The 14,907-nt window shown below is 39.9% G+C and carries 11 protein-coding genes; 8 read left to right on the top strand and 3 right to left on the bottom strand.

Annotated features, from left to right (window positions below):
- Positions 1-21 precede the first annotated feature (21 nt).
- Complete coding sequence (locus J1N10_RS05045) at positions 22-2,817, bottom strand: TonB-dependent receptor domain-containing protein (protein WP_262325587.1); 2,796 nt, start codon at positions 2,815-2,817, stop codon at positions 22-24.
- A gap of 306 nt (positions 2,818-3,123) precedes the next feature.
- Complete coding sequence (locus tag J1N10_RS05040; RefSeq protein WP_262325586.1) at positions 3,124-5,406, bottom strand: inorganic phosphate transporter; 2,283 nt, start codon at positions 5,404-5,406, stop codon at positions 3,124-3,126.
- 330 nt (positions 5,407-5,736) lie between these two features.
- Between J1N10_RS05040 and J1N10_RS05035 the strand changes: the two genes are divergently transcribed.
- The 3 genes from J1N10_RS05035 to J1N10_RS05025 all read left to right on the top strand — a co-directional run bounded on the left by J1N10_RS05035 (position 5,737) and on the right by J1N10_RS05025 (position 8,096).
- Positions 5,737-6,774, top strand: coding sequence for a sensor histidine kinase (locus J1N10_RS05035; RefSeq protein WP_262325585.1), 1,038 nt, complete (start codon positions 5,737-5,739; stop codon positions 6,772-6,774).
- A 78-nt stretch (positions 6,775-6,852) separates the two neighbouring features.
- Complete coding sequence (locus J1N10_RS05030) at positions 6,853-7,551, top strand: response regulator transcription factor (RefSeq protein WP_262325584.1); 699 nt, start codon at positions 6,853-6,855, stop codon at positions 7,549-7,551.
- Between the two features lie 110 nt (positions 7,552-7,661).
- Complete coding sequence (locus tag J1N10_RS05025) at positions 7,662-8,096, top strand: SPOR domain-containing protein (protein WP_262325583.1); 435 nt, start codon at positions 7,662-7,664, stop codon at positions 8,094-8,096.
- A 69-nt stretch (positions 8,097-8,165) separates the two neighbouring features.
- Here J1N10_RS05025 and purE read toward each other — a convergent pair whose 3' ends face one another.
- Positions 8,166-8,672 (bottom strand): 5-(carboxyamino)imidazole ribonucleotide mutase, encoded by a 507-nt coding sequence (purE, locus tag J1N10_RS05020; protein ID WP_262325582.1) that lies wholly within the window; start codon positions 8,670-8,672, stop codon positions 8,166-8,168.
- 239 nt (positions 8,673-8,911) lie between these two features.
- Here purE and hpt point away from each other — a divergent pair, with 239 nt between their 5' ends.
- The 5 genes from hpt (at position 8,912) to J1N10_RS04995 (ending at position 14,907) form a co-directional block, all read left to right on the top strand.
- Positions 8,912-9,448, top strand: a complete 537-nt coding sequence (gene hpt / locus J1N10_RS05015; protein WP_262325581.1) for a hypoxanthine phosphoribosyltransferase — start codon at positions 8,912-8,914, stop codon at positions 9,446-9,448.
- Positions 9,449-9,481: 33 nt separating this feature from the next.
- On the top strand, positions 9,482-10,054 hold the full coding sequence (locus tag J1N10_RS05010; protein ID WP_262325580.1) for an adenylate kinase: 573 nt from the start codon (positions 9,482-9,484) through the stop codon (positions 10,052-10,054).
- 68 nt (positions 10,055-10,122) lie between these two features.
- Entirely contained in the window at positions 10,123-11,121 is a 999-nt protein-coding gene (obgE, locus tag J1N10_RS05005; protein WP_262325579.1) for a GTPase ObgE, read from the top strand.
- Complete coding sequence (locus J1N10_RS05000) at positions 11,091-12,926, top strand: MutS-related protein (protein WP_262325578.1); 1,836 nt, start codon at positions 11,091-11,093, stop codon at positions 12,924-12,926. Before obgE ends, J1N10_RS05000 begins: the two co-directional genes overlap by 31 nt.
- Positions 12,927-13,050: 124 nt before the next feature.
- Entirely contained in the window at positions 13,051-14,907 is a 1,857-nt protein-coding gene (locus J1N10_RS04995) for a DNA topoisomerase IV subunit B (protein ID WP_262325577.1), read from the top strand.

The raw sequence follows: 14,907 nt of genomic DNA, 5'->3' as shown, positions 1-14,907 counted from the left end.
GTTAAGTTAAATATAGTCTTATTAGAAATTGTACTTTAGTGATAAACTGAAAGTTGTTCCTAGTTTATACTGGCGAACTAAATGGTCGCCATCCATATTTTCCTGTATGCGTTCAATATTTGGATTCAATAAGTTTTTAGCTGAGAAATCAACACCAAACCTGTTGAAATTAGTTTTCACGATAAAATCGAAAGTGTTAACCGCCTGGTCAACCTGATCGCCCATATTCGAGTGTCCAATTGAGTACAAGCGCTCTGATGTATAGTTATAAACACCTGCTACGTTAATCGTTTTATTATTCTCGTCCCACTTCTTCTTATAACCAATGGTTACATTAGCCAATAAAGGAGCTGCACCTTGTAATTCTGATGTTTCTTTATTAAAGTTGGCGTTGAAGTTGTAGTTTGTTTCGGTTCTAATCTTATCAGCATCAATATCAGTTTCAGAGGCCATTAATGTAATATTACCAGTTGCATAAACCTTTCTAATCTGCTCGTCTGTACTGAAGTTGATAAGATCTTTCTTGGCATCTATCTCAATACCATATACATGAGCTGCATCACCTGTGTTGGCATTCACAAACTCGTTAAATGTACCGGCAATAGTGAATTTATTGATTGGCTCGTTGATATACTTCCCAAAAACAGTTGCACTTAATGCTTCACCGTTTTTAGGGAAGAATTCCCACTTTAAATCCGCATTATAAACCGTTGATGGCTTTAACCATGGGTTACCCCAAATCACATCCGTTAAACCGGCAAAGGCAATAAACGGCATCTCCTGTAACTGAGGTAGTGTATAGGTTTGTGAAGCTGCAAAACGAAAGTTAGACTTCTGCGTTGCGGCATATTTCATCGATAAGCTTGGCAATACCTTAAACTCATTGAAGTCAATTGTTTCAGTACGACCCGAAATATTCTGACGCGAACGTGTTTTCATTTCCTGAAACACACTTTCGGCGCGTACACCAGCCAGAACAAGGAACTTAGGCGATACATTATACTCATACATCAAGAAACCCGAGTGAATATTCACTTTACCCTCATAGCTCTCACCATATTTTTGTTCACCATTTTCATCTCCGGCTGTTGGTGTATCAATTCGGAATAAGCCATCTATAAAGTTCTGTTCATTGAAGAAATTATCAACCTCATCGATATTAACCATTGTACCTGCACCAAGCACCTGGTGGTTAAACTGGTAGTTTTCGAAATTTCTTACTTTCATACGACCTGAATAACCCGCAGTTACCTTGCTACGGTAGTCAGCATCATCAGTTAGTGCTTCACCAAACTGCTTTGAAATAGAAAGGTTCGCTGCAATTTCGTTATCATCAAACTCCTGAGCATAGCGATAATTACGACCTACTGCTTCCGTATCTAACTCACCTAAATTGGTATCCTCGTAATAGAATAAGTAAGTATTTTCAATACGGTCTGGTACACTGTTCCAAACGTAATTATAAGCTACCCCCCAATCCAGATTTGTTGTTTCGTTTAGCTTGTGCTCACCAAGCAACTGATTTACCAACACAAAGTTTCGTTGAAAATCACCACGACGCTTTAATCCCGGAACATTTGGGTCATCATTTACATCACGAATGTGACCAGCCATAGTCGTTAGCTCCTGTTCCGATGAATTAAGTAGTAAGCTGTTAAAATAAATCTCAGTATTTGGACGCGAATAATTCAGATTAATCATCCCGCTTGTTTGAGTTGAGTAGTTATACTCATCACCCTCTAAATCATCCCAGGCATTACCTCCTGCATTTACAACGCGTTCAATTTTTTCAGTATAAGTTCTGTCGTTATCAAATGAAAACGTAAAGAATGTATTCAACTTCGATACTTCATTTATTTTAAATGACTTACCGCCTGAAATCCCCAAACCAATAGCAGGTACAACACTGCTTTCAACGGGATTCCATGATTTTTCGAACCCATATGCTTCTTTATTTTTGATAGCATCAATGTCAGGCAAATCTGTAGTAGAGAAACCTGTTTTGCTTGGTCCATCATTTAGATAAAAATTATCTAAATCGAATAAACTTGAGTTTTGTGATCCCTTTACACTCAAAGTAAGGAATGAATCACCAGTCAACCGCTTCGATACAATATTAATGTTAGCGCCACCAAAATCACCATATAATGGTACCGAGTATGTTTTCTCAATGTTAATGTGAGAAATAACATCAGTGCTAAATAAACCTAAGTCGATATTTTTAAGCTCTGAGTTATTCGATGGCAACGGCAAGCCATTATAAGTAGTTGTATTATAACGGTCACCCAAACCTCGCACATTCAGCGATTGCGATCCCTCTTGCTTCACAATACCAGAAACTTTTGTAACAGCAGCTGCTGCATCACCAACACCTTGAGCTGATAACTGAGCAGCACCAATACTTTCAACCGCAATAGCTGCCTTCTTCTGCTCCAACATCAAAAAATTCTCCGATTCGCGGTTAGCTTTAGCTACCACTTGTACTTCGGCAATATCTAATTCCGATTCACCCATTAAAAAGTCTAAAACAGTTTCTTCACCGTCTTTAATAACAACACCTTCCTTTACCTGCGCTTCGTATGAAATGTACTGGCAACGGATGGTGTAAGTACCTGGTTCCAGAGGAGGCATTGTATAGTCACCCATAAAATCGGTAGTAGTACCGGTAGTGGTTCCTTCAATAACAATAGCAGCTCCGATGAGCTCTTCTCCTGTTTTTCTGTCGGTTATTTTCCCTTTAAGAATCCCTGTTTGTGCAAATCCCTGTGTAAGACTTACAAGACATAGAATTACAATTCCTAATACTTGTTTTTTCATTTTTTCCTCGCAATAATTCAAATATTTCGAGAGCAAATGTATGGCAAGGTCATAGGATGCCTGATAAGAGATAATTAATTGAACTTTAAATGTATGTTAAGTGCAAATTAGACTTTAGCCGCTCATTTTGTGTCACTTACAAGCTTAAAAGTGATGCGGATAGAAGAAATCCTGAAAAGCTATTAAGATACGATTAACAGACGCTTAACATTAAGCCGTTTTGAGGCTGATTACAGAATAAAATCGTTAATTTTTATTGCTAAAAACGACAAAATATCAAGCCTCAAAGCAAAACTTAACATTGAACTAGTTATTTGATCGCGAGGATATTATAAAATCGCGGTGTGCTTTTAAGCAATTAATGGAATACAAGAGCACATTTTTTGTCTCAGCCAGCACATCCATAAACAAAATACTAACACGCGTGCGTCCCTCGCCCTTTTGAATGCGTTTAATCTGGTTACGCCGGATGCTGTCCTGAAAACTAATGAGGAAATTTTGCTTACTAATCATCTCATTCACCAGTTCAAACTTCTGTTCTTTTTCAACATGAATGATGTGATTAAAGTACCCCGACATTTCTTCCAATAACTCTTGCAGGTCATTCCGTTGCGATTTGGTCATCCCCTTATGCTGGTTTTCAATATGCTCAAATAAAGGTTGGGTAATATTTGTCAGGCAACCAACTAATTCAGTCAGGTAATCAAATGCCTGCACAAAATAATGCCCCGAATCAATGCCCTCTTCCGTCACCCTGGCATAGGCATAGAAAAACTTTGATTTACTGCTGCGCGTATATTTATCGAGCAACTGGGCTTTGTTATGGGCTTCGTGCAACTGACGAATATCTTCATCGATAAAACCTTGCAGACTTAGATAGAATACTTTGGAAGCTTCCTGAAGATGACGACGAATCTGCTCACTACCCGATTCTTTTAGGTGATCGAGGTTATTATCAATTTCATCCTGAAACTCTTCTTTGAGCATGCGTTTTTCTTCCTGTTTTCGCGAATGGTATTTCTTAGTTAATATTAATGTGGTTACCACTGTACCTGCCAGTAATATTGTAGCCACCCAGCTTCCATACCATATTAAGTAGGTAAATATAAAGGCGCCAATAAAGGCCATGCAAGCCGTAAAAAACCATCCGCCTAAGATAGATAACACACCCGACACACGATAAACGGCACTTTCACGTCCCCAGGCCTGATCAGCCAATGAGGTTCCCATTGCCACCATAAAAACCACAAAAGTGGTTGATAAAGGAAACCGCATATAAGTACCAAGTGAAATAAGAATACTGGCAACTACCAGGTTAACAGATGCCCGTACCGTATCAAAATAAATAACTCCATCGACTGTTGCTCCCTCAACATTTTCTGCCTTTTTATAACGTCGGTCGAAAAAGTTAACAACCTTTTTGGGCAAAATGCCTACAGCCAGACTATGTATATGTAAAAAATTACGAACCACAACCCTCGATAAATAAGATGGTTCAAACCTTTCGTAACCACTCGACTGACGCCCTAAATACACTTCCGTTTCGGTTACACTCCGGGCTTTTTTCGATTTAAAAAGCGTGATCGTCATCACAACGGCAGATAGCGTAAATATAATCGTATAGACATAATCGCTAAACACATCTTTTCGAATCACATTATTACTTATGAAGCCCATCGAAAATTCGTCAGGTGCCAAGGAGCCAGAAGCCAGAAAAGTTTTAAAACTCTCAACAGCGGTTAATGGAATACCTATAAAATTAACTAAGTCATTAGCAGCAAAAGACATGGCAAGCGCAAAAGTACCGAACAGCACGACCACCCTGGGGATATCCACATTAAATGATAAACCTAAAAAGAGAAATACAAAGGTGGATAAAGCAAAGACACCGAACAAAATCTCAGCCTGCAACCGTACCACAGGTTCGAACCAGGCATAAGAATGAAAGATGCTGGTATCGCCCATTCCTTTTTTAAAAATCATAAATACAATGGCAGTAATGGCAAAACCGCCTACCAAAGCAAAAAGATATTTAAAGCGTCGATGATAATTAAAGCTAAAGATGACCCGTGTTACAAACTGCACCACTATACCAACAACAAAAGCCAGAAAAATAGATAACAGTATTCCGGCCAGTATTATAAACGCCTTATCGGTATTAATCATCTGATCGATTTCCAAACCGTCGATGCGGGCCTCTCTATTTTTTATAATAGATAACGCCATAGCGCCACCAAGTAATTCAAAAACGATAGCTATAGTCGTAGACGTAGGAAAGCCGAGCGTATTAAAACCGTCAATCAGAATAATATCGACCAGCATAACAGCCACGAACACCACAATTATTTCAATAAATGTAAAACTCGAAGGATAAATAACGCCTTTACGCGCGACCTCCATCATATTGACCGACAACATTGAGCCTATCAGCAAACCAATAGCTGCCACCCAATAAACTAACTTACGCCGGGCTGCGCGCGAGCCAATTGCAGCATTTAAAAAATTAACGGCGTCATTAGAAACACCTACTACCAAATCCACAACAGCCAATACTCCTAATAAAATAACTGCTATCCAAATAAACGTCATATTATCCTTTTGATTATGCCAAAGATACGCGGATGCGACCGTGTAACGAGTAAGCCAATGTTAAGTTTATGTTACTATCCTTAATTAAGGAAGGTATACAAATGTATCTAATATCAGTCATGTAACGAAATATGTGCTTAACAATGTCTTAACATATGCAATAATCCAATAATTTGGATGATAAGGCAATAAATACAATAACTTTGTTTGCCAGAGAGCAACTTTTTTTGTTTAATGGCTGATTTGTCTATCTGTTAATGTAATTTAATAGTCCAAACCCGATTAACAATTAAGCAAATGAGCAAAAAAGCAATTTAAAGCATTACAATTATGAAATCATTAGAACCACAAAAAATAGCCGGTTTTGTGGCCATCGGCTTTTTGGTATTAGCTTTTATCTTTTTTGGCGTCAACTATTACAGTCCCAATTTATACTACTCGTTAGCCATATCGGTTCCCGTTTTTTTTGCCGTATCATTTGCACTGGTCAATTACTTTATCAATTCCTTTATTTACAGTAAAATTAAGCCATTATATCAGACCATTTACGGGCACGAAAACCAAGAGCAAATACAACTGCCAAACAGTAATTCCGACGACATATTATCGACTGTCAACCGTGAGGTGGTAACCTGGATGCACGACCGCACGGTTGAAATTGAAGAGCTGAAGAAGATGGAGAAGTACCGCAAAGAATATTTGGGTAATGTTTCGCACGAGTTAAAAACACCCATCTTTAATATACAAGGTTATATATTGACCTTGCTCGATGGCGGCATTGAAGACCCCAATATCAACATGCGCTACTTAACCCGCACCGAGAAAAGTATCGACCGCATGATCTCAATCATCGAAGATCTGGAGGCTATCTCCAAATTAGAAGCGGGCGAATTGCAACTGCATCCCGAAACATTTGACCTGCGTCAGCTCACCGACGATGTTATTGAATTACAAGAGATAAGAGCTAATAAAAGAAATATAAAATTACAATATGGCGAAGGTGCTGGTCAGCAACATTTTGTCATCGCTGATAAACAACGTATCTTTCAAGTTGTTAGTAATTTAGTAGTCAACTCAATTAATTATGGCAAAGACGGTGGTAAAACCGAAATCAGCTTTTTTAACATGGATAACCGCCTTTTGGTGGAAGTTAAGGATACAGGTATTGGAATAGCCGAAGATAGTCTTCCCCGTATATTTGAGCGTTTTTATCGTGCCGACAAAAGCCGAAGTCGTGAGCAAGGTGGTACAGGTCTTGGCTTAGCCATTGTAAAACATCTGATTGAGGCACACGGTCAGCGCATTAATGTTCGAAGTACTTTGGGACAAGGCACTGTTTTTTCATTTACTCTCGAAAAGGCCACTTAACATTTAATTAATGCAACTATAACCTATACGAAACTATTTGTTAATCTCATTACTTACTTTCGCGTAAAACTTTTTATAATGAATGTAGAAAATTACAAAGTTCTTTTAGTCGATGACGAGCCTGACATTCTGGAGTTTATAAGTTACAACATGAAAAAAGAAGGCTTCCAGGTATTAACCGCCTCTAACGGACAGGAAGCCATAGGCATTGCCCAGGCCGAGGTGCCGGAGCTAATTATCCTGGATGTGATGATGCCCGAAATGGATGGCATCGAAACATGTGAAGAAATTAAAAAGATACCAGCCCTTAAAAATTCAATTGTCGCTTTTCTAACAGCTCGCGGCGAAGACTATTCGCAAATAGCCGGTTTTGAGGCAGGTGCCGACGACTACATCACCAAGCCTGTTAAGCCTAAAGTACTCATTTCGCGTGCAAAGGCTTTGTTGAAACGATACCGTTCAGAAGGTGTCGTGGCCGAGCCGGAAGAAACCAACATCATTAAAATCGGTGATTTGGTTATCGACCGTGAAAGATACCTGATCATTAATGCCGGTGAAGAATTGATTCTGCCAAAGAAAGAATTCGAATTATTGGTGCTGCTAGCTTCTAAGCCCGAAAAAGTATTTACGCGCGATGAAATATACAACTCGGTGTGGGGCGATAACATTATTGTAGGCGACCGCACGATTGATGTTCACATCCGCAAACTGCGAGAGAAAATCGGGCAAGACCATATTAAAACCATCAAAGGTGTAGGCTACAAGTATGTTGTTTAAGCAACATACTTGTCATAAAAATTGCTAGGACAATTCAATTTCCTTACATTTATGCTTGCAATAAGTAGTTGAGCATTTGCTGCTCATTAATAAAACGCAAACTAGCTTTTATGAGGAAATTAACAACACTTCTTGCCATTACTGCTTTGTTAATGGCGGTTGGCTGTAAAGATAAACCAGCTAAAAAACCACAAAAACCTGTTAAAACAGCAGTGGTTCAGAAAAAAGTTGAAAAAGATACAGTTAAACAAGAAGTAAAAACACCCGAGGTAAAAGAGGTACAACCCGAACCTCCTAAGCCAGCCGACAAATACTTTTTAATTGCCGGCAGCTTCGAAAAGCAGCAAAATGCTGAAATATTCAAAGCTAAACTCGTAGCTGATGGATTTGATGCCAAAGTGATTGAACGACCAGGTGGCCCCAATGGTGAGTTTTACAAAGTAGCCTACAAATCGTTTTACGATCGCAATGAAGCTTATGCTGAACTGCGCACAGCTCGTAACAACGAAGGCCGCGACGATGTTTGGTTACTGGTAAAGAAATAAGAAAGTATGAAATATAAAAAAGAAGAGCTTGCCGTGGCAAGCTCTTCTTTTTTATCCTGGAATACAATATTAATTTGTTTTGTACTCGTACTTAACTTCTTTTAGCTCTTCGTTAGCCTTAACAATCTTATCTTTCAAGCTTTCTTTAAAAGCAGCCAGCTTTTCTGAAATCTCAGCATCACCGGTAGCAATCATTTGAGCTGCTAAAATACCAGCATTCTGAGCGCCGTTAATACCAACCGTTGCCACAGGAATTCCTGGAGGCATCTGAGCAATTGACAACAAGGCATCCATGCCATCAAGGCTCGCGTTGATAGGCACACCAATCACGGGAATTTTAACCATTGAAGCAATTACGCCTGGAAGATGAGCAGCCATACCAGCCGCTGCAATAATTACTTTAACACCACGATCTTCTGCACTTTTAGCAAAAGTCTCAACCTGGGCAGGTGTTCTGTGTGCTGATAAAGCATTAATTTCGAACGGAATCTTCAGATCATTTAAAAAATCAGCCGCCTTCTTCATCACAGGAAGATCAGACGTGCTACCCATAATAATACTAACTTTTGGTTGCATAGTCATTAATTTATTTTAGTTATGAAATTCTCTGCAAGAACCTTTCGTTAATTTTTTCCCGCCACAAAAATAGTTAAGAAAGCATTATAATCATGTGGTTATCTTTATTTTTTATACTTTTGCAGCTTAAAATCCAGATTTTTATTTAATTATTGAATAATTTGCAAATGTAATCATCTTTATTTCAGCTGATAACATAAGCAATTGGTATTTTTCAAACCAAAATAAAAAAAGAAACAATGAGCCGAGTTAAGTTGTTAGATAGAGAATTTGAGTTATCAATCCCTGAAGAAAAGCTTTTAAAGGCGGTTGATAAAGTGGCTGAACAGATGAATAAAGACCTTGAAGGAAAAAATCCTTTAATGGTATGTGTGTTGAATGGCTCGTTTATGTTCGCATCTGACCTAATGAAGCGCCTGACCATTCCTTGTGAAATCAGTTTTGTAAAGTTATCATCCTACTCAGGAACTGGTTCTACAGGAAAAGTAAAAGAACTAATTGGTTTGAATGAAGACATCGCCGGTCGTACCATTGTATTATTGGAAGACATTGTTGATACAGGCTTAACCATCATCAACACTGTGGAACAAGTAAAACAAATGGGCCCTGCAGATGTTAAAGTAGCAACCATGTTGTTTAAACCTGATGCCTGCAAACGTGATGTAAAATTGGATTACGTCGGCATGGACATTCCAAACGATTTTATCGTGGGTTACGGTTTAGATTACGACGGATACGGAAGAAATCTGAAAGACATATATACAGTAGTAGAATAACATCTATTTATTCATTTTTAAGGAGTAATAAACATGCTCAATGTTGTCATCTTTGGCGCACCCGGTTCTGGAAAGGGTACGCAAAGCAAATTAATTGCAGAAAAATTTAATTTAGCTCATGTTTCTACCGGGGAGTTATGTAGAAGAGCTATTCATAATAACACGCACGAAGGTGTAATTGCTAAAAGCTATATTGATAAAGGCGAGTTGGTTCCTGACGAAACCATTATCGATATGTTAGATGCTTTTTTGGAAAAATTGCCGATTGACAAAGGCATTATCTTCGATGGCTTTCCACGAACAGTAGCTCAGGCTGAAGCACTTATCGAGATTATGAAAGAGCACGGCACAAAAGTGTCTGTTTTACTAAATCTTGAGGTAGAAAAAGATGAGCTAATGGCTCGCCTATTGAAACGTGCAGAGACAGAAGATCGCTCAGACGATAATATGGAAACCATCAAAAAGCGCTTAGAGGTTTATGAAGAACAAACACTACCGGTGATTGAGTTCTACAGAAAGAAGCGCTTATACAAACCAATCAAGGGCGTTGGAAATATTGACGATATTTTTGGTCGTATTTCTGAAGTATTAAATAGTCTGAAGTAGTATAAATTGACGATATTAGAGCCACGGTAAGTTTTTGCCGTGGCTTATTGTGTTATAAAGATTTAGGTATGGCAAGTTCAAACTTTGTTGATTACGTAAAAATATTCTGCCGCTCTGGTAAAGGAGGTGCAGGATCAACGCACTTGCGACGCGAAAAATTTGTTGCCATGGGCGGACCTGATGGTGGCGATGGCGGTCGTGGTGGACACATTATTGTGCGTGGCAACCGCAATACCTGGACTTTATTACACCTGAAATACAAACGCCACGTCTTTGCCGGGCATGGCGAAAATGGCAGCAAGCAACGTTCGACAGGTGCCGATGGCGAAGACCGCATTATTGAAGTGCCATTGGGAACCATTGCCAAAGATGCCGAAACAGGTGAAGTGCTTTGCGAAATCACTGAGCACAACCAGGAAATCATCCTGGTAAAAGGTGGACGTGGAGGACTGGGCAACTGGAATTTTAAATCAGCTACCAACCAAACGCCCCGCTATGCGCAGCCGGGTGAAGATGGCATTGAAATGGCAGCCATTTTAGAACTTAAAGTCTTGGCCGATGTTGGTTTGGTAGGCTTTCCCAATGCCGGTAAATCAACATTATTGTCGGTTATGTCGGCTGCCAAACCTGAAATCGCTGATTATCCTTTTACAACATTGGTTCCTAACCTGGGCATCGTTTCTTATCGTGACCACCAGTCATTTGCCATGGCCGATATCCCTGGTATCATTGAAGGTGCCAGCGAAGGTAAAGGACTGGGAATTCGTTTTCTGCGACACATCGAGCGCAATTCCATTCTTCTGTTTTTAGTACCAGCCGACGCTGAAGACATAAAAAAGGAGTACCAGATTTTACTGAACGAGTTGAAACAGTATAATCCGGAATTACTGGACAAAGGTCGCATGCTGGCCATCTCAAAAGCTGACATGCTGGATGATGAACTGATGGAGGAAATTGAAAAAGATTTACCCGATCTGCCTTCTATTTTTATATCTTCGGTTGCCAATAAAGGCATCACCGAACTGAAAGATATGATATGGGAGCAATTGATGGCCGCCAACGAATAAAGGAACTTCAGAAAGAATATCAGCAAAGCAAAACCGACTGGCAACAGAAAGCCGATCAATTAAAAAAGCAATTCGTATTAAATGCCTGGCTTCGCCTGATTGCATTTGTGTGTGCTTTTGCCTTTCCTTTTACTTTTTTTACACACTGGTCAAGTGAATTCTTTTTCAACTTTACCCTGTGTTTCTCATGCTTTTTATGGTTGATATGGCGCGCTAACAAAATCAGCTCAGCCAGAGCTTATATTGGCCATCGCCTCGATTTATTATCAAAAGAACTCAACCGGCATTCACAACAATGGCTGAATGAAGAAGATGGCGCACAATTCATTGAACCAGAGCACAACTATGCCCATGACCTCGATTTATTTGGCAAAGGTTCCTTATTTCAGTTCATCAACCGCACTTCCACCCTTGGGGGACTAAAGCAATTAGCTTACAAACTCAAAAACATTTCGCTTTCATCGGATGATATCCAATCGAAACAAACCGCCATTAAAGAACTAGCCAGGCAAAATGAGTTCAGGCAACATTTTTATGCTTTAGGCGCCTTGGTGGCTGAAAGCAATAAAAAGAATCGTCAACTCGATTTGAACCAGCAGCCTGACTTAAACTTCATCACCCAATCAGGTAAAATAATTATCGCCCTATTTTTGGCAGCTGTAGGCATCTCCATCCTTCTAATATCGTTTGGCATCATCAACAGTGAAATCATTGCTTACCTGTTTTTTGTAGGCCTAACCATTGTTGGAACCCGCCTAAAAAAGATTAATAAGGTACACAGCGAAGTAGCATCACTGGGCAATTATCTGCAACGTTATTCGCAGATAATTAAGCATGTCGAAGAGGGCGATTGGCAAGCCGATTACCTGGTGTCGCTCCAAAGCCAACTCAAAAGCGAAGGCAAGACTGCCAGTGAAATCACCTCACAGCTAGCCGGGCATATCAAACGCTTCGACCAACGCTTGAATATGTTATTAGGAGTCGTTCTCAATGGTTTTTTATTATGGGATTTATTGATTTGCATTCGCCTGCAATCGTGGTGCGATAAATATGGGCATCAACTACACCAATGGCTGGAGACGCTTCATGAAGTGGAAGCGCTAAACAGCCTGGCCACTTTTGCCTACAATCATCCACATTTCGTTTATCCCACCACCTCCGATACAATAATTTTTAAAGCATCTGAATTAGGTCACCCTTTAATTCCTGGCGAAGAACGCATCAGCAATGACTTCTCTTTCAGCAAACAGCAGCGCATCTGTGTGGTAACCGGAGCCAACATGGCCGGCAAAAGCACCTTCCTGCGCACCGTTGGGGTGGCGCTGGTACTGGCAGGAAACGGCAGTGTGGTGGCGGCCAATACATTCCAATACAAACCACTGCCCTTTATCACCAACATGCGGGCCATCGACAATTTACTCAAACACGAATCCTATTTCTTTGCCGAACTCAGTCGATTGCAAATGATTTTAGAGTGTTTAAAAGAAGAGGGCGAACTATTTTTCATATTGGATGAAATTTTAAAAGGCACCAACTCGCTGGATAAGTACCAGGGCTCAATGGCATTAATCAAGCAATTATTAAATCACAATGGAACGGGCCTTGTGGCCACACACGATTTAGAGCTGGGAGAATTAGCGAAGCAAACCGATGGACAAGTTTTCAACAACTGCTTTGAAGTAAGCTTCAATGACGAAGGATTAAGTTTTGATTATAAACTCCGAACAGGCATTACCGAAAGTCATAATGCAACCTGGTTGATGGAGAAAATGGGACTGATACCAAGTGAAAACATAAGGCTTTAAAGACTTTTTGAACTGCGATTGTTAATAAAGAAATTACGAAACAATCCTTGTTTTAATTATATTTGGATGGTTTTCCACAAGAAGGAAGCCTTCACTTTTCCGAATATTTAGTTGATTTTTAAGTATGAGTAGTCAAAATACACAGAACTATTCCGAAGATGCGATCCGAACACTGGACTGGAAAGAGCACATCCGCCGACGTCCGGGTATGTACATTGGTAAGCTGGGAGATGGAACTTTTGCCGATGATGGTATTTATGTGTTACTCAAAGAAGTAATGGATAACTCCATCGATGAGTTTATGATGGGCAACGGTAAAAAGATTGAAGTAACCGTGCAGGAAGGACGTGTGACCGTGCGTGATTACGGTCGTGGTATTCCACTTGGAAAAGTGATTGATGTGGCATCGAAAATGAATACCGGTGCTAAATACGACTCCAAAGCATTTAAAAAATCAGTTGGACTGAATGGAGTTGGTATCAAAGCCGTCAACGCTTTAAGTACAAATTTTACAGTTCAGGCCTATCGCGAAGGCGAAACCAAGTTGGTAGAGTTTAGTCGTGGCGAAGTGGTAACCGACCATGAACTAAGCACGACAACGGATAAAAACGGAACTTACATCGCCTTTACTCCTGATAGCGAAATATTTGAAAATTATCAGTTTAGAGACGAATATATAGAAACACTTCTTCGTAACTATACTTACCTCAACAAAGGATTGGCCATTGTATATAATGGCAAGACCTTCCAGAGTAAAAACGGATTACTCGACCTGCTGAATGAAAACATGGATGCCGAAGGTTTGTATCCAATTATTCATTTGGAAGGCGAAGACCTGGAGATTGCCATCACGCACGGCAACCAGTATGGCGAAGATTATTACACCTTTGTAAACGGACAGCACACCACACAAGGTGGAACGCACTTAGTGGCTTTTCGCGAAGCTTATGTAAAAACCATTCGTGATTTTTACAACAAGAGTTTTGATGTTTCGGATATCAGAACCGGCATCATTGCTGCTGTCAGTATTAAAGTAGAAGAACCAGTCTTCGAATCACAAACAAAAACAAAGCTTGGTTCAAAAGACATTGGTCCTAATGGTCCATCGGTGCGTAACTTCATACTCGATTTTGTAACGGAACATCTGGATAACTTCCTGCATAAAAATGCACCGATAGCCGAAGCGCTGCAAAAGAAAATTCTGGAGTCGGAGAAAGAGCGCAAAGCCATTTCGGGCATTAAAAAACTGGCTCGTGAACGGGCTAAAAAAGTGAGCCTGCACAATAAGAAATTACGTGATTGCCGCATCCACTATACCGATATTAAAAATGATGAAAACGGCAATAGCTCTATTTTCATTACCGAGGGAGACTCGGCCAGTGGCTCCATTACCAAAGCACGTAATGTTAACTCGCAAGCAGTCTTTAGCTTAAAAGGTAAACCACTGAACAGCTATGGCTTAACCCGCAAAGTGGTGTACGAAAATGAAGAATTTAACTTACTTCAGGCTGCTCTGGATATTGAAGATGGTTTAGAAACCTTGCGTTACAACCATGTGATTATCGCCACCGATGCTGATGTTGACGGGATGCACATTCGCCTGCTATTGCTGACTTTCTTTTTGCAGTTCTTCCCTGAGTTGGTGAAGAACGGCCACTTATATATTTTGCAAACACCTCTTTTCCGTGTTCGCAATAAAAAGAAAACATTCTATTGCTACTCCGATGAAGAGAAATTTTCAGCTATTAAAAAATGTGGACCAAAACCGGAGATAACCCGATTTAAAGGATTGGGTGAAATTTCGCCGGATGAGTTTAAGCACTTCATCGGTAAAGATATTCGTCTAGAGCCTGTGCGCTTAAAGAAAGATGTGCCAGTTAAAGATTTGTTAGAGTTCTACATGGGTAAGAACACACCCGACCGACAGAATTTCATTATTGATAACCTGGTAATTGAAGAAGACCTTGTTACCCAAGAATAA

The sequence above is a fragment of the Carboxylicivirga litoralis genome (assembly GCF_025499605.1).
In the GTDB taxonomy this organism is placed as follows: Bacteria; Bacteroidota; Bacteroidia; order Bacteroidales; family Marinilabiliaceae; genus Carboxylicivirga; species Carboxylicivirga litoralis.
The sequence above is the reverse complement of the archived record's forward strand: the minus strand, read 5'-3'. Positions and strand labels throughout refer to the sequence as shown.

Bases quoted from the DNA above. Each gene is read 5' to 3' on its own strand.
- J1N10_RS05045 (WP_262325587.1), bottom strand. From the start codon at position 2,817: ATGAAAAAACAAGTATTAGGAATTGTAATTCTATGTCTTGTAAGTCTT.
- J1N10_RS05040 (WP_262325586.1), bottom strand. From the start codon at position 5,406: ATGACGTTTATTTGGATAGCAGTTATTTTATTAGGAGTATTGGCTGTT.
- J1N10_RS05035 (WP_262325585.1), top strand. From the start codon at position 5,737: ATGAAATCATTAGAACCACAAAAAATAGCCGGTTTTGTGGCCATCGGC.
- J1N10_RS05030 (WP_262325584.1), top strand. From the start codon at position 6,853: ATGAATGTAGAAAATTACAAAGTTCTTTTAGTCGATGACGAGCCTGAC.
- J1N10_RS05025 (WP_262325583.1), top strand. From the start codon at position 7,662: ATGAGGAAATTAACAACACTTCTTGCCATTACTGCTTTGTTAATGGCG.
- purE (WP_262325582.1), bottom strand. From the start codon at position 8,672: ATGCAACCAAAAGTTAGTATTATTATGGGTAGCACGTCTGATCTTCCT.
- hpt (WP_262325581.1), top strand. From the start codon at position 8,912: ATGAGCCGAGTTAAGTTGTTAGATAGAGAATTTGAGTTATCAATCCCT.
- J1N10_RS05010 (WP_262325580.1), top strand. From the start codon at position 9,482: ATGCTCAATGTTGTCATCTTTGGCGCACCCGGTTCTGGAAAGGGTACG.
- obgE (WP_262325579.1), top strand. From the start codon at position 10,123: ATGGCAAGTTCAAACTTTGTTGATTACGTAAAAATATTCTGCCGCTCT.
- J1N10_RS05000 (WP_262325578.1), top strand. From the start codon at position 11,091: ATGGGAGCAATTGATGGCCGCCAACGAATAAAGGAACTTCAGAAAGAA.
- J1N10_RS04995 (WP_262325577.1), top strand. From the start codon at position 13,051: ATGAGTAGTCAAAATACACAGAACTATTCCGAAGATGCGATCCGAACA.